Source organism: Janthinobacterium sp. SUN137 (genome assembly GCF_030587265.1).
GTDB classification, from domain to species: domain Bacteria; phylum Pseudomonadota; class Gammaproteobacteria; order Burkholderiales; family Burkholderiaceae_D; genus Janthinobacterium; species Janthinobacterium kumbetense.
Genome location: NZ_JAPWHZ010000003.1, coordinates 42,097 through 56,937, shown reverse-complemented (window position 1 = coordinate 56,937; position 14,841 = coordinate 42,097). Strand labels below are relative to the sequence as shown.

Here is a 14,841-nt window from a genome sequence, read left to right as displayed (position 1 = left end):
CATGCAGCTGATTTCATCTAATTCACTCCGCGTCAACAACCTGTCCGCCACAGCGGTTTGCCTGATGCTTCTTGCCGGGTGCGGTGACATGACGGGCCTGGGCGGTAAGTCCGAGTATGCCTGCAAGGCGCCGGAAGGCGTGCAGTGCAACTCCGTATCCGGCAATTACTACAACTCGTTGACATTGGGCGGCGGCGCGGCGTCCAAAGGGGCTCCCACAAAAGGAACGCCGCGTGCAGCCCCCCGCAGCATGTACACGATGCTAAAAGCTGCCTCCAGCGGCAGCTCCATGCAGGGACCGCCTGCGTTCGAGCCCGCCGCACTGCGCTCGCCGCCGCGCGTCATGCGGCTGTGGATCAAACCGTGGGAGGACAGCGACCATGATCTCCACGATCAGTCTTTTGTTTACCTGCAGACAGACCCAGGCCGGTGGCAGATTGCCCATGCCCAGCGGCAGATCCGTGATGCCTATGCGCCCCTGAAACCGCCCGCACCTCAGCAGGCGTCATCTCCGGGGACAGCGTCTCCCTCCGGACAGGCTAACCCCGCTGCCGAAACACCGCCATCCTCGCCGCCAGCGGGAGCCCTTACCGATCCGCCCATCGGGGCCGTCACGACGGCTCCAGAGAGCGCGCCGTCTCAAGCGTCGGCAACAAACCGATAGCGGTGTTGAATGCAGAGAGGACAAATATGCTCAAGTTTTTTACGCCCGGAAATGCAGGCGAAGGGATCAGCGCTGGCATCTGGGATCTGTTTGGATTAAGGCGAGGCGAAGAATTCTCCAAGGATCAGTTTGCCAGTTGGCTACCGTACGGTCCCTATGTCGACAGCGAGCAGCTGTTCATTAATCGCCATCACCGGCTCGGTTTCATGCTCGAACTCATGCCCCAGGCTGGCGCCGATGAGCGCATGGTGGAAGTGCTGCAAAGCCTGTATACCAACTGTCCGGCCAACACGGGTGTGCAATTTCACCTGTTTGGCTCGCCGGACATCCGCGCCCCGCTGATCCAGTATGCCAACATGCGCATGGAAGACGAGGATCAATATGAAAACTCGCAGCAGTGGGGCCGCCCGGCCCGGAACAGCAATCTATATCGCCAGCTGGCGCGCCAGCGCGTGCAACATCTGCTGGCCGGAAGCCAGAAATCCCTGACGAAGGGTTTTCATTTTACGCTACGCGATTTTCGACTGATGATGAGCGTCACGACGGATGGACGCGCGGATGATATCGGCCAGCGCGAAGCGGCCATCAGTTTGCGCGATTCGATGGCAAGCACCCTTGACGCCGCTTCGTTACCCAGCAACGTATGCGAAGCGGCCGACTTAATCAACTGGTGCGCACTGTTTACCAATCCGCACCGGCTCGCAGACGGTTTTACCCCATGGATTCACTACGATGAGGGTAGGGAACTGCGGGATCAGATTGTGGACTTCGATACCGTCCAGGAGCCGACCAATGAAGGCATCCGGTTTTCGAAGCCAGGCAAGCCGCAGCGGGTGGAAGCACGCTTCTTCTCCATTAAATCGTTTCCTGGACGTTTCCCCCTCTGGCAGATGGGTGCCCTCATCGGCCATGCCATGCAGCCGGCACTGCAGTACCGTGCGCCGTTCCTGCTCACCATGGGCGTGCACATCCTCGATACGAACACGACGCGGACATTGATTACGGCGAACCATATCCGCGCGACACAGAACGCCGCCAGCAAGATGGCCGCCATCATGCCAGACGTGCAGAAGAAGCAGGAAGACTGGAATGCAGTCGCCAGCGCCATGGATGTCGGCGGCAACCTCGTCTCGATGTACCACCAGCTGGCCATTTTCTCGCCGCAAGCCGAGGCGACGGCGGCGGCAGAAGCTGCCAAGGCCATCTGGCGTGCCAGCGGCTTTGAACTCAATGCCGATGTGTACATGCACCGCCAGGCGCTGCTGGCGAGCTTGCCCATGACCCTGACGCCCGCATTCCACAACGATATGAAGAAGATGAAGCGGGTGACGCGCAAATCCATGGCGAACGCCATCCATCTCGCGCCCCTGCTGGCGGAATGGCGAGGAACCGACACGCCAACGCTCATCTTCGCCGGCCGCCGCGGCCAGCTCGTGACGCTGGACCTGTATGACAACGACCTGGGCAACTACAATTTTGCCGTCGTCGGCGCCCCAGGATCCGGCAAGTCAGTCACCCTCAACGAGATAGCCTGGTCATACCGATCCGGCGGTGCGCAAGTGCGCCTGCTTGATCTCGGACGCTCATTCGAGAAGCTGTGCAAGAAAGCCAATGGCACGCATGTCGAGTTCAGCCCCCGCTCGAAAATCATTTTGAACCCGTTTACAGCGGTCAATGACATTCACGAAGACATCGATATGCTGTTGCCCGCCCTGGCGAAGATGTGTTCAATGAGTCAGCAATTGCAAGAAGTGCAATATAAGGCCATTTCAACGGTCCTGCTGAAGCTATGGAAGTCGTACGGCAATGATCTGACGATCACCGCTTTGCGCGACGAATTCAAGACCGGCAGTATTGCCGAACTCGAAATCAAAGGCGATGACCGCATCCGCGATCTTGCCATCATGCTCAATCCGTACTCAACAGGCGGGCAATACGAACGATTCTTCGAAGGCAAGAATAACGTCGACTTCTCGAATGACTTCGTCGTGATCGAAAACGAAGAGCTCAAACGCAAGCCCGATCTGCATGCCGTCGTCAATATCCTGCTGATGTACCAGATTACCGGCGAGATGTACCTGAACCGCGATCGCAAGAAGCTCCTGATCATCGATGAACTCAAGCAACAGCTTGGAGAGATCGGTGCAGACGACCCGGTCAAGGCCGCCGTGGTGGAAGAAGCTGCCCGCCGCGCGCGCAAGTATGGTGGTGCACTGGGCACCGCGACGCAGGGCGCCGATGACTATTACGGTTCGGTGCAAATGACAGCCGCTTTCAACTGCTCCGACTGGGTTTTCCTGCTGCGGCAAAAACCGGAGTCGATTGAAATCCTGGAAAGCAACAAGCGCATCGTCATGGATGCGGCCAAAAAGCGGCTACTCAAATCGCTACGCACCGAGGCCGGCGCCTTTGCGGAAATGTATGTCTCGTCGCCGATCGGTGAAGGCGTCGTACGCCTGGTCATTGATCACGCCACACAGCTGCTTTTCTCGAACAAACTGGCCGATAACAAGCCGATTGATGCCTTGCGTGCCCAGGGCTACTCCATCGACGAGGCCATCGCCCGGGTACTGGCCGACAGGGGACTCCAATGAGACTCATGCTGATCAACATCTTCGTATCGGCCTGCTTCGTGGCGATCGGCATTGCGGCATATGACCGTCTGGTGCTGCGGCCGATGCTGGTCATCGGGGTCGTCGACGTGGCGAACGTCTTCAATGCAAAGCAGGAACAGGTCTTTAAAGCCATGACGAACAGCCGTACCGACATAGAGCGACGGCAGGCGATATCTGACGCTGAACGATTCGTCCCCCGTTTTGCTGCTGCGTTGGCGCAATTGCCGCAAGAGTGCGCATGCCTGGTGGTCGACAAAACGGCGGTGATCGGCAGCCGCGCGACGCTGATCGATCTCACTCCATTGCTCAGGAAAAAGGTGAAACTGTGACCCGCGATTTTTTTCAGCATGTCCGCAGACGCTGGTATCTGTACCTGGTGCTGGTCGCGATCTGGACACTCGCCTATGTGCGTCTGTTTATCGATGCCACCCCGCGCCTGCCTATCCTGTTTAACGTGACCCCCAGCTTACCCTACACGGTCGCAGTGGTCGACTACCGGGCGAAGGGCATCCATCGCGGTGATTATGTCGTCTATGCATTCGAAGGGGCGGCGTACCGCATCTTCCCCGGCCTGCACCACCAGCCGTTCTTCAAGATCGTGCGCGGCGTGGCCGGCGACAAAGTGACCGTCCGGGATCGCCACGTGTTCGTCAATGGTGAGGAAGTCGGTTTTGCCAAGACCCATACCAACGTCAAACATCTCCGGCTCGATCCCATCGCCGAGATGGTGATTCCGCCATCGTATTTTTATGTGCAAGGCACCAGCCCGGACAGCTTCGATTCACGCTACAGCATCAATGGCCTGGTACACGCCGACGCGGTCCTGGGCGTCGTCATTCCGATCTTTTAAACCATGGAGTAAATCATGCTTTCAATGAAATCAACCCTCACTTCCCTGACTACCGTAGTGGTGCTGTCCATTCCTGGATGGGCTCCCGCCGCCGAGCCTCCTCACAAAGACTCCATGTCGAGTTACTTATTTGTGCTCGACGCCGTTTCCCCGACGCTGCATTCAGCGGCGCAACATTATCTGCTTGCGTATGCGGATAAATGTCAGCGTCTGCTCAGCCTTCAGGAACTCAAGCAGGCGTTTTTCGGCACACCTCGCGATCCCCTGGTGGCGCAGATGATTGCGGCGGCGAAGGACAGCGATCGCGTCAAGATGCGCGATCTGGGTGCGTCCATTTCTTGCCACTAAAAGGCGGATCGTGCGTACCACGGTGGTCCTGTTGCTGGCCAGTGGCCTCATCGGCGCCTCCGCCAAGGCGGAGGAGCTGGCCGCGATCGGGCCGACGTATTCGATTGCTGAGCAAAACTTGCTCGACATGATTGCCCAGCGCCTGCGTGCGCTGGAAAAGAGCGGCCAGCTTCACAAGTTGCAGGAACAGGCAGTCGCCAAAGGAAGGGCGGCTGTGGCCAACCCGGCGCCGGTGGCAGGTTTGACGCCGGCGAAGGCACCACGAACCGTCTATGTTGATCCCACCTATGTGCTCGACAAGAACATCCTCGACGCACAAGGTCACGTCCTGTTCCCCGCAGGCACCCGTACCAACCCGCTCGCGATCACATCCATGTCGAAAAAGTTGCTGTTTTTTGACGCGCGCGATCCTGCACAGGCAAGGATGGCGCGCAGCCTGCTCCAGCGCGATGGTGCGCGGATCAAGCCGGTACTCGTCGGCGGTTCGTATCTGGAGCTGATGAAACAGTGGAAAACGCGCATTTACTTCGATCAGCAGGGCAGATTAGTAGGGCGCTTTGGCATCCGGCATGTCCCCGCATTGGTGTACCAGGAAGGCATGCGCCTGCGCATCGACGAAATCGTGGTGGCCAGATGAGCCTACTAAAACACACCATCGGTTTGATCCTGCTCCTCATCGGGGCAGGCCATGCCCAGGGGGCACCGGCAGGTACCTGCACTGGCGCCTTTCCGAACCCGATCACGGATATCTGCTGGTCATGCATCCTGCCGATCTCCTTGGGCAGCGTCACCCTGGGCAACCTGGGTGGCCAGGAAGACACCGCCAATCCGTCCAGTCCGATTTGTTCGTGCAAAGTCAATCCGGTGATCGGCCTGTCCATCGGCTTTTGGGAACCCGTGCGTCACGTGGAAGTGGTGCGCAAACCGTTCTGCCTGGTGTCCCTGGGTGGCATCGATCTCAATCCGGGCATCCCTGCGCCGGAAGCCGCCCGGGCCACGGACGCAGGCGGTGCCCAGGACGCCTTTTACCAGGCGCATTTTTATGTCAATCCGGTCATGTACTGGCTCAAGGCGGTCGCCGATTTCCCCTGCCTGGAGGCCGGCTCCTTCGATATCGCGTACATGACCGAGGTCGATCCTCTTTGGGGCGACGACGAGCTGACGCTGATCATCAATCCGGAAACAGTCCTCTTCGCCAACCCGGGGGCGGTCGCCGCCTGTGCTGCGGACTGCGTTGCCGCCACGGCGGGATTTGGCCGCCCGGAACTGTTCTGGTGCGCCGGCTGTCAAGGCGGTCTTTTCCCGCTCGATGGTCACGCGGCCTACCACGTGGGAGGGGTGCGCACCGCCGAACTGATGATGCAGCGCCTCACCGCCAAGATGCACCGCGAGCTGCTGACATGGGGCATGCATGGCCAGAAAGGGCTGTGCGGTCCGTACTTCCTGCCGGAAATGGACAAGACGGCCTACAAATCCCAGCTGACGTATCCGATTCCGGCCACCGACAAGGAACTGGGCAAATGCTGCCAGCCTTTTGGCCGCACCACCATCGCCTGGGGAGCGGGCAAGGAATACCCCGTGAAAGGCGAAGATTTTGCGTTTATGTTATTTCGTAAAAGGAACTGCTGTGTTGGCTACTAATCCAATTCAAGTGCGCCTTGCGGGCGCCAGGCCCGCTGCGCTGCGTGCCTTGGCAGGGCTAGGCGTACTGTTCCTGGCCCAGGCAGTGGCGGCGCAGGCGATACCAACGATCACTGAAGCGGACATCGAACGCGCCAAAAAGCTGCAGCCGGTCATCACCGAGCAGGATATCGCGCGCGCCATTCGCACCCATCCCATGCCGCAAGACCCGCCACCGGGGCCCACTCCCACTACGCCACGGATGCGGATCGACGCCTTGCCCCAGCCTCGCTCAACGCCACCCGTCGATCTGGGCGCCATTGCCAAAGGCTACGAAGCGGCATCTAACCCAATCGCGCTTGCCGCGTTGAATGGCGACCGGCTGCTGGTCTTTGTGACCTTCGCCATGCCGGAAGCGGCGCTGCACAAGCTGGCAATGCAAGCCGCACAGCTGCAGGCGACCCTGTTACTACGGGGCCTGGACGACGGATCACTGGTCAAAACCGTGGTGCATGTCCAAAAAATCATGGGCGAGCGGAAGGTGGCATGGCAAATCGATCCGCAGGCATTTGACCGCTTTGCCGTACGCCAGGCACCGACCTTCGTTTTACTCAGTGCCGGCGCACCCGCCCAGGCCTGCGGGGCAGGGAGTTGTTTCGCACCGGATGCGTATGTCCGCGTCGCCGGCGACGTCTCGCTTGAATACGCGCTTAAAACCATCCAGCAACGCGCACCGCGCTTTGCCGACAGCGCCGGCCGCTTCCTGGACAAGATGGGGAAATAGCCATGCGCCGCCTGATCTCCCTGACGACCGCCTGCTGCTTGAGCAGCATGCAGCCTGCCATTGTCCTGGCGCAAGTCAACGAGGATCTGGCCGGCGCCACGGTGGCTAACCAGGCGGCCCGGGCCAGCGTCACCACCCAGAGCGCCACTGCCCACGTGCCCGGCTATACGCTGACGCCTCCCGAAACCGTCTACCACGGCAAGAGTGACCTTAAAAACGATGCCAATGCGCATCTGGCGGCCTGCGCCCTGACACCCGGCGACCCGGCCTGCGCGGCGCAAGTGGGTGCCCTGAACTCGGCCAACACGCCGCGCCCGCCCGTGCTGGCCACCGATCCGACTATCGCCGCTGCGCAAGCCATCGCCCGCGATCCCTTGAGTGCCGAGACGGCGCTGGCCGCGTACACCACCGGCTGCCCCGCTGGCGCTACTTGTGCGCCAAAAACGTTCTGTCTCGGTACGCAATGCTTCAGTACGAGTTATACGAATGACGTCGATTTTGCGCAGGTCATGACCTACATGGAGGCCGTGCGCGAGGCCGGCGTCTATCTCGATCCGAAGACCATGACCTTGTTCAATGGCGAGGGTAATACCTGCCGCAACCGGCTCCTCAAAAACTGCTGCTATACCGATGGCGCCGGCGCCCACTTTACTAACCAGTCCCTGTTTGGCATCGGCTCGCGCCTGGTATTCGACATCCTGATGAACAGTGGCAACCGCGAGTTCATTACGCAAGGCGCCAAGGCGCTGCTGACGAGTGGCGGTTTTATCGGCAGTTATACGACGTTTGGTGTGACGGTGGCCGTCAATGGCACGGCGCTGCCGGCGGGATCGGTCACGCTGGCCACTACCGAACACCTGGCGATCGCGTTCAATCCCTGGAGCCTGGCGATGACTGCGGTGATGTATATCGCGGTCTCGCTGATGTCCTGCAACGCGGGCGAGGGCAAGCTGGCGATGAAGGAGGGCGCCCAGCTGTGCCACACCATCGGCACCTGGTGCAGCTCCTGCATCCGGGTATTAGGGAAATGCGTGGCGTGCATCGAGCACACGACCTCTAAATGCTGTTTTAACTCGCGCCTGGCCAGGATGATCAACGAACAGGGGAGGGCGCAGCTCGGCATCGGCTGGGGAGCACCAAAAAATCCTGCCTGTTCCGGCTTTAGCGTGGCGCAGTTGCAAAGCATCGACTTCGCAAAACTGGATCTGACCGAGTTCTATGCCTCGATCGTGCCGACGCTGCCCAACGTGGCGACAATCAAGGACGCTGCCGGCCAGCGCGCGCCAAGCTGTTATCTGGGGAGGGGGAAATGCTGAATCGAACCACGACGTACAAAGTTTCTCTTGCCCTTTGCTCCGCCATGCTCGGCGCCGCAGCCAGTGCGGCCCCGGAAGCCACACCACGCGTGGCGGTGAACGATCCGAAAGTACTGATGTTGGCGGCCATCGATGCACCCGACGGCCGTGCAGCCGGCATGTTGACAGGAGAACTGGCGGACGCGATCACCCGGCGCTTTTCTGCCACCTCCGCACTCTTCATGGAGGTCAAGACACTGGCCCGCTACGCCCAGGACGGCTGCCGCCGGCTCAACGTCCGCTTTTGGCAGGAAGGCGTCAGGCTCGCGGCAGGGCAGGCACCAAACAAGCAAACGATCGATATCGGCATCAATTACTGCCGCAATGGCCAGCCGCCCGCCGATCTGCGCCTGGAGAAAACGCCATGAGAAGGTGTCCCTACTGTCTGGCAGTGCTGGTCGCCTGTGGAGCAGTACATGCCCAGGTTCCCGCCAGTGTCCCTGCAATAGGCCGCGCTGCTGGCGCGCAAGCCGATGTGCGGCGCGGCTGGCATTTCTATGACGACCCGGCAGTGCACGAACCGCAGAAGGAAGTAGTAACGCCTGCGCCAGTCGCGCTACCAAAACCCACCACGCCGCAGCCACCGCCTGAAGTCAAGGCGCTGCGCGAGCTGCAGGTCCAGCTGGAACAGCTCAAGGCCGTCGCCGTCATGCATCCAACTATCTCCAATGTGCGCCGCTACATGGAACTCGAATCGAAGGTCCTCAGGAATGCCTCGCTGTTCGCTGACCTGTCGCAGAAAGTGGCGTGGGCAAATCCGGACCTGGACCCCACCACGCAGGGCCGCCCCGTGAATGCCCAGGCGCTGGAGGTATTTGAACAGGTACAAATGCAGGAGAGATCTTCCGCCCTCGCCAACATCGGGAGCGACCACATCCTGATGTTCTTCTTCCGTGGCGATTGCCCGTACTGCCATGCCTATGGGCCGGTATTGCGGGCGTTCTCCACGAAGTACCGTATCCAGGTGCTGCCAGTCAGCCTGGATGGCGGCGCGGTGCCGGGTTTTACCAATGCCCGCACCGACAACGGTACCGCTGCCACGCTCAACGTCAAGCAAGTTCCGGCGCTGTTTTTGGCACAACCCATCACCGGCAAGATCATGCCGGTCGGTTTTGGTGTGCTGTCGGAAGGCCAGCTGGTGGAACGGATCGACGCCCTGCGGCCGCGCGCCGCAGAAGCCGTCGAAGCGCCGCTGACAACCAATTACTCATCTCGTTAAGGAGCTCATCATGCCTATGCGCAAACTCATCATCGCACTATCCCTGTCCACCAGTACCCTTTATAGCCATCTGGCCTTGGCCGGCGACCTGAATGCCGAGGTTAACAAGATGTTTAACGACCTTGGCGCCATCGGCAACTACTCGGCGCCAGGCGCCTTCCGTGGCCAGGTCTACAACACCTATAGCGGTGGCAGCCTGATGCTGCGCGCGCCGAGCAAGACATACCAACTCATTGCCATCGAGTACCCCACGGCCAAAGCCGGCTGCGGTGGCATCGATCTTTTCGGCGGCTCGTTCTCCTACATTTCAGCGGCCGAATTCAAGAACATGCTCAAGAACGTCACTTCCGCGCTGCCAGGTGTAGCGTTTCAGCTCGCGCTTGAATCGGTGTCCCCGATGCTCGGCGGTATCACCAAGTGGACCAAAAACCTCGAGTCCATGATGACGAATGCGCAAATCAATTCCTGCAACACCGCCAAATCCCTGGTCTCGTCGGCCGCCGAAGCCACGGGGTTCAGCTCCAGCAAGGCCTGCGAGGACATCGCCGTCTCGCTGGGCCTCGAATCGGACTATGCCGCCGCAGCCGTCCGCTGCAAATCCGACAAAGGTTCCATTCTCGATACGGCGCGCAAATCTTCCGATCCCCTGGTCAAAAACAAGGCCCCGTTTGTCGGCAACCTCACCTGGGAATCGCTTAAGCTCGCCGGCAACTACCTGGACGACAAGGAGCGGGAAATGATCATGAGCATGGTCGGGACCGTTATTTTCTATTCGGAAGGACGAGACCCGAATCCGATCGCACCGACCTTCACATCGATCTCCCAGCTGCTCTATGGCCAGTCGGATGCGGGGGGCGGCAACGTCCACCAAACGGTCCTGCGCTGCAACAACTACACCAACTGCGACCAGGTCACCATCGACCCCGAGTACGTCCACACCCCGTTTACAGTCAAGGTCGAAAAGCTGATGCGCTCGATCGCCTACAAAATCGAGACGCGCACGCCGATTCCCAACATGTCGCCGGAGGTCGGTTTTGTGAACCAGACCAGTGAGCCTGTCTACCGCATGCTGTCGATCGGCGCATCGTTTCCTTCTGCCACAGCCAATGAGCAGCTGATTGCCACCTATCGGAATGTGATTGCCGCAGATTACGCCTACATGTTTCTGGAGAAGAACCTGCGGTTGGGGATGCAAGCTCTGGAGAAAGATTTTAATTTGAACAAAGATCAAATAGAGCGCTCCAAGGTCATCCGCCGGCGAACCAGTGACATGTTGGCCCAGCTGTCCCGCGAAAAGACCCTCGTGTACCAGAAGGTGAACTCCCTCACGGAGGTGTCCAACGACCTGGAACACCTGGAACGGCATATTCGCGCCAATATTCCGCAGCATGTGCTTGATATGTTAGGTCGCCGGGCAGCCTACATGCGCTGATGACCGGAAAACGAGGAGAAATCATGTGGGAAATTTTTGCTTATCAAAACTCGGATAGTTTGTACGGACTCATGAACGCGGTTGCTGCCATGGTCGGCGCCAATACCTACCGCAATGCGCTTGGCATCACCGTCGTGTGTGGCTTCGTGTCTGCCCTTGTCGGCTATGCTTTCGCTCCGGAAAAGATGGTGGGCTGGAAGTGGCTCGCCTCGGTCGTCCTGGTATTTTCAGTACTCGTAGTGCCGAAGGTGACCGTCGGCATCGTCGACAAGACAGGAGGTTCGGCCGAAGTCTTCGTTAACAACGTACCGTTCGGCCTGGCGGTGCTGGCCTCGCTGACCAGTACGGTCGGCAACAGCCTGACAGAACTCGAAGAGGCGGCCATGCAGGTGATCCCGGGGCCGGCCGGCATGCCGGATAAGCTGAGCTATCAGAACAATGGACTCATGTTTGGCAGCCGGCTGGTGCGCGAAACGTCCAAGGTCGTGTTCCAAAGTCCGTACTTCAGGAACGATTTGATTAATTTTCTGCACCAGTGCACGATGTACGATCTGGCCTCGGGCTACCTGTCACCGGAAGCATTTGCGACCTCTGGTAACGTTTGGTCGCTCATGGGTGATCCCAATCCTGCCAGGTTTACCGGCGTCACGAATGCGGCCGGCACGGCGGAGTTGCTTCCCTGTCCGCAAGCATATACCAAGCTATCGGCAAAGATGCCTGCCGAAGTACAGCGTATCCAGGGCACACTGGCATTCCGAATGAATCCGACGCTACCCGGACCGGTCGCAGCAGCGCTGATCGCAGACCAGGTTCAGCAGGCTTATATCAAAGCAAGGATCGCGGACGCCTCGGCCACAGCAGCCGATATCATCCGCCAAAACGCACTCATCAATGCGGTGAACGACACCAGCCTTCTGGCGAGCCAAAAGGTCAACGATCCGGCCACCATGATGCTGGCTATCGGCCGCGCGCAGGCGGTGGCACAGACCAATGCGGCATGGATCAACGCTGGAAAAGTAGCCGAACAGGCACTGCCTGTAATCCGCAACGTGGTCGAAGTGGTGGCATACGCAATGTTCCCGCTGATGATCCTGCTCCTTATGTTGGCTAACGGCAAAGATACCGTGGCCGGCTTCAAGAACTATGCGTCTGTGCTTATCTGGATCCAGCTTTGGCCGCCGTTGTATGCCATCCTTAACTACGCCGCAACCATGTATGCAATGCGCGACCTCGCCGCAGCCGCTGATGTTGGCAACGGGGTCAACGCCCTGTCGCTGACAACGTCATCAGACATTTTTTCCACAGCGATTTCCGGCGAAGCAGTCGTCGGTTACATGACACTGAGTATTCCTTTCATTGCCTGGGCCGCTCTCAAGCGCATGGAGAACTTTGGCACCGCGCTCATCGATGGCACGCGACTGCTGCAAGGAAATGTGACCACCGCCACCAATTCGGCCGCAACAGGGAATGTATCCATGGGCAATATCGCCATGGATCAGAAAACCTTGACGCCTGTCCGCTCGTCACCGTTCTTCAGGAATCGGCAAAACGATCTTTCAGGAAATAGCTTCACCACCAATGTGTTGTCTGGGCTGACTGCGGTTAAGGCATTGTCTAATGAAGGACCAGTCTCTCGGTCGGTCGAGGGCAAGGTTACGGAAAACCATGTCGCCACGGCGACACGGTTACTGGCAGCAGCAAAATCAGACGCCGTCGTTGCCTCCAGAGAGAGAGCCACAGCTTTATCCACTGCCCTGGTGCAATCGGTCGGAACTACCGCGGCGGACATTAAGTCAAATGGTACAACCCACGCAAACACTGAAAGTTTTGGTACACGCACTAATGAGCTTCGACAAATTGCAAGTTCAATTGCCAAGGCCATAGGTGCCACCGAACAACAGGTCGCAAATGTCGCTTTTGGTGCAGAAGCCGCTTTGAGTGTTGGCACTCCGGCGCTCGGTATTATTCCAGGCACAAAACTTGGCATCTCTGCCGAAGGTAGCAAGAACTATTCCGCCGGAATAGATAAAAAGATTTCAGACATTAACAGCCACTTGAAAACTGATGACGTTTCAAAGTTCAAGGAGTGGGCAGATGCGGTGACAAACAATACCAGCTTACTAACCACCGTTACGACAGATAGGAGGAGCGCAACAGAAAATGCGGCACGCATCACCAAATCGACCGCCAAATCAATCCGGGCGGAGGCGACGCTGCGTGAACAAACGGAATATGCAGCCAGCCTGTCGGCCGCATACTCGCGCGGCGAGTCGTTTCATTTCGATCTATCCAAAGACCCTCAAAATAGTCAATTTTTTGAATCCCTCTTATCGAATAACAAAACAAGTGCTGCAGCCAGAACAATAATTGATTCGTATCTAGGTAGTATCGCAAAAACACCGATATTACCAACTGCGACAAGTAATTTTCCTCACTCCTTCCAATCCATCAAGGAAAATTACGAAGAAATAAAGGGTGATCCGTCACTTCATCCGGACATTGACAAACAACACCAGAATAATATGGCACATGTACGTCAAGAAAATTCAAGAGATTCTGAAAAAGGGACAACAGATCATGGCGCATCGCTAAAGCCAACACACAGGGGGAAGAGGAATGGGACAGTAATAAATAGCGTTGAAACATCGTCTTCTAACCTGCATTCGGAACTAAACAAAAAATGGGAGAAAGCCGATAAGGAAATAGAGCAGGCGCGACAAAGAGAAAAAAATGATACAGGGGTTACAGAAAATCCTTCCGGACATATTTCATCCAAAAAGTCTCTTTTTCTTAAGGCAAATGAACAAGTTAAAGAAGATCCTGATCTTATAGCGGAACGTCTCAAAGAGTTAAGCGATCAAGCAAAAGAAAAAGTAAGGGATATTTTAAAAAAATAATTTCACTTTCCTTCTGCAATATTTTTCGTTACCTCGATGCCACAATTCTCGTCCATATCGATCTTAAAAATTCTTGTTTTAGAATTACTGTCACGAAGGAACAAAAAACCATGCCATCCACTAACTCCAACAGGAAAAACAAATACCCAGTCATTAAAAATTCTTTTCCCAACAAAAACCAACAAAAAAGCTATGATATAAAGTATCCATATAAATATAACGCCCATAGAAGAGCCAATTGCTATGCCTAATAAAGAATCTTCAAATCTTAGAAAAATACATCCGAAAATTGCACCAGCAAAACCACATGCCAAAAATTGCTTCAGTGTTTTCATCGCCAACCTCGAAATAGATGGGGATAGTTAAATAATAATACAAAATATTTTATATTTTTCAAGGTTGTTGCAATAATTTATTTTCATCAACTTAATTGTTGAATATTGTCAAATATTCATGAGTGTTAATATCGACTACTGAGGGTTTCGAAATGAAAAAAGTTATCTTTATTATTTTTCTCGCTTCAGGGCTTCACCAAGAGGTAGCGTACTCGGTATCTTTGGCGAACCGTGAGACAGATGATAGTGTCTGCGATCTTTCACCGCTAACTACATACCGACTAGGGCTGAAACCCTTTGTGCCTGCCGGAACCCGCGACGAGTCGGAAATCTATTTTCGTATAGCAATGAAGTTCATCACGGAAAAATGCACTAATAACCAGACTCTGCTTTTGCATTCGGAGATGGGAACGTCATTCGATGATGGCTATTTCCGTAAGGTAAGTTACCAAGTGTGCAAACCTGTAGAAGTTCAGCGACAACCTGCTGGAACCGAAGACTATCCTCAAGGTTTTATGGTTCGCTGCCCAATCTCAAAGCTCAAAGAAGCCACCGCCGCATTAGCCGAAATGGAAAAAGCAAAACCGACGGAAGCGATGATTGCCGAAGGCGCGCCGATGCGAAGTGCACAGCCAAACCGGAGAGAAGAAGAAAAAAAAACGTGCGGTGACAAGATGACCTGGGAAACTGTCGTACTGGGTTGGGGGGGCAGTTGTCGCTAA

15 protein-coding genes are annotated in these 14,841 nt (G+C 56.8%); 14 read left to right on the top strand and 1 reads right to left on the bottom strand.

Annotated elements, in window-relative coordinates:
• Position 1 precedes the first annotated feature (1 nt).
• The 13 genes from traV to O3298_RS15120 are packed head-to-tail and all read left to right on the top strand — an operon-like array spanning position 2 to position 13,784.
• Positions 2–664, top strand: coding sequence for a type IV conjugative transfer system lipoprotein TraV (gene traV, locus O3298_RS15180; protein ID WP_305059920.1), 663 nt, complete (start codon positions 2–4; stop codon positions 662–664).
• Between the two features lie 26 nt (positions 665–690).
• Positions 691–3,258, top strand: a complete 2,568-nt coding sequence (gene traC, locus O3298_RS15175) for a type IV secretion system protein TraC (RefSeq protein WP_305059919.1) — start codon at positions 691–693, stop codon at positions 3,256–3,258.
• Positions 3,259–3,263: 5 nt separating this feature from the next.
• Complete coding sequence (locus O3298_RS15170; RefSeq protein ID WP_249936330.1) at positions 3,264–3,608, top strand: hypothetical protein; 345 nt, start codon at positions 3,264–3,266, stop codon at positions 3,606–3,608.
• Positions 3,605–4,129: a conjugative transfer signal peptidase TraF gene (gene traF / locus O3298_RS15165; RefSeq protein ID WP_305059918.1), complete on the top strand. Its 525-nt coding sequence runs from the start codon at positions 3,605–3,607 to the stop codon at positions 4,127–4,129. Before O3298_RS15170 ends, traF (O3298_RS15165) begins: the two co-directional genes overlap by 4 nt.
• A 15-nt stretch (positions 4,130–4,144) precedes the next feature.
• Positions 4,145–4,477 carry a hypothetical protein gene (locus O3298_RS15160; protein ID WP_305059917.1) on the top strand — a complete coding sequence of 111 codons (333 nt, stop codon included), beginning with the start codon at positions 4,145–4,147 and terminating at the stop codon, positions 4,475–4,477.
• A 10-nt stretch (positions 4,478–4,487) separates the two neighbouring features.
• The gene (traW, locus tag O3298_RS15155; RefSeq protein WP_305059916.1) at positions 4,488–5,114 is read left to right on the top strand and encodes a type-F conjugative transfer system protein TraW; all 627 of its coding nucleotides are present in this window, start codon (positions 4,488–4,490) and stop codon (positions 5,112–5,114) included.
• On the top strand, positions 5,111–6,118 hold the full coding sequence (locus O3298_RS15150) for a TraU family protein (RefSeq protein WP_305059915.1): 1,008 nt from the start codon (positions 5,111–5,113) through the stop codon (positions 6,116–6,118). The genes traW and O3298_RS15150 overlap by 4 nt, the downstream gene beginning before the upstream one ends.
• Positions 6,108–6,881, top strand: a complete 774-nt coding sequence (trbC, locus tag O3298_RS15145; protein ID WP_305059914.1) for a type-F conjugative transfer system pilin assembly protein TrbC — start codon at positions 6,108–6,110, stop codon at positions 6,879–6,881. Before O3298_RS15150 ends, trbC begins: the two co-directional genes overlap by 11 nt.
• A gap of 2 nt (positions 6,882–6,883) precedes the next feature.
• Positions 6,884–8,197: a conjugal transfer protein TraN gene (gene traN, locus O3298_RS15140; protein WP_305059913.1), complete on the top strand. Its 1,314-nt coding sequence runs from the start codon at positions 6,884–6,886 to the stop codon at positions 8,195–8,197.
• Positions 8,191–8,604: a hypothetical protein gene (locus tag O3298_RS15135; RefSeq protein ID WP_305059912.1), complete on the top strand. Its 414-nt coding sequence runs from the start codon at positions 8,191–8,193 to the stop codon at positions 8,602–8,604. The genes traN and O3298_RS15135 overlap by 7 nt, the downstream gene beginning before the upstream one ends.
• Positions 8,601–9,455 (top strand): conjugal transfer protein TraF, encoded by an 855-nt coding sequence (gene traF / locus O3298_RS15130; protein ID WP_305059911.1) that lies wholly within the window; start codon positions 8,601–8,603, stop codon positions 9,453–9,455. Before O3298_RS15135 ends, traF (O3298_RS15130) begins: the two co-directional genes overlap by 4 nt.
• A gap of 10 nt (positions 9,456–9,465) precedes the next feature.
• A complete protein-coding gene (locus tag O3298_RS15125) occupies positions 9,466–10,887 on the top strand; it encodes a conjugal transfer protein TraH (RefSeq protein WP_305059910.1) in 1,422 nt (473 codons plus the stop codon).
• A 23-nt stretch (positions 10,888–10,910) separates the two neighbouring features.
• Complete coding sequence (locus O3298_RS15120; RefSeq protein WP_305059909.1) at positions 10,911–13,784, top strand: conjugal transfer protein TraG N-terminal domain-containing protein; 2,874 nt, start codon at positions 10,911–10,913, stop codon at positions 13,782–13,784.
• A 2-nt stretch (positions 13,785–13,786) separates the two neighbouring features.
• Here the strand turns inward: O3298_RS15120 and O3298_RS15115 are convergent, their stop codons facing one another.
• Complete coding sequence (locus O3298_RS15115) at positions 13,787–14,119, bottom strand: hypothetical protein (RefSeq protein WP_305059908.1); 333 nt, start codon at positions 14,117–14,119, stop codon at positions 13,787–13,789.
• A gap of 152 nt (positions 14,120–14,271) precedes the next feature.
• Between O3298_RS15115 and O3298_RS15110 the strand changes: the two genes are divergently transcribed.
• Positions 14,272–14,841: a hypothetical protein gene (locus tag O3298_RS15110; RefSeq protein ID WP_215409458.1), complete on the top strand. Its 570-nt coding sequence runs from the start codon at positions 14,272–14,274 to the stop codon at positions 14,839–14,841.

Excerpts from the sequence above, each read along its gene's own strand:
- traV (WP_305059920.1), top strand. The coding sequence starts at position 2 with ATGCAGCTGATTTCATCTAATTCACTCCGCGTCAACAACCTGTCCGCC.
- traC (WP_305059919.1), top strand. The coding sequence starts at position 691 with ATGCTCAAGTTTTTTACGCCCGGAAATGCAGGCGAAGGGATCAGCGCT.
- O3298_RS15170 (WP_249936330.1), top strand. The coding sequence starts at position 3,264 with ATGCTGATCAACATCTTCGTATCGGCCTGCTTCGTGGCGATCGGCATT.
- O3298_RS15160 (WP_305059917.1), top strand. The coding sequence starts at position 4,145 with ATGCTTTCAATGAAATCAACCCTCACTTCCCTGACTACCGTAGTGGTG.
- O3298_RS15150 (WP_305059915.1), top strand. The coding sequence starts at position 5,111 with ATGAGCCTACTAAAACACACCATCGGTTTGATCCTGCTCCTCATCGGG.
- traN (WP_305059913.1), top strand. The coding sequence starts at position 6,884 with ATGCGCCGCCTGATCTCCCTGACGACCGCCTGCTGCTTGAGCAGCATG.
- O3298_RS15135 (WP_305059912.1), top strand. The coding sequence starts at position 8,191 with ATGCTGAATCGAACCACGACGTACAAAGTTTCTCTTGCCCTTTGCTCC.
- traF (WP_305059911.1), top strand. The coding sequence starts at position 8,601 with ATGAGAAGGTGTCCCTACTGTCTGGCAGTGCTGGTCGCCTGTGGAGCA.
- O3298_RS15125 (WP_305059910.1), top strand. The coding sequence starts at position 9,466 with ATGCCTATGCGCAAACTCATCATCGCACTATCCCTGTCCACCAGTACC.
- O3298_RS15120 (WP_305059909.1), top strand. The coding sequence starts at position 10,911 with ATGTGGGAAATTTTTGCTTATCAAAACTCGGATAGTTTGTACGGACTC.
- O3298_RS15115 (WP_305059908.1), bottom strand. The coding sequence starts at position 14,119 with ATGAAAACACTGAAGCAATTTTTGGCATGTGGTTTTGCTGGTGCAATT.
- O3298_RS15110 (WP_215409458.1), top strand. The coding sequence starts at position 14,272 with ATGAAAAAAGTTATCTTTATTATTTTTCTCGCTTCAGGGCTTCACCAA.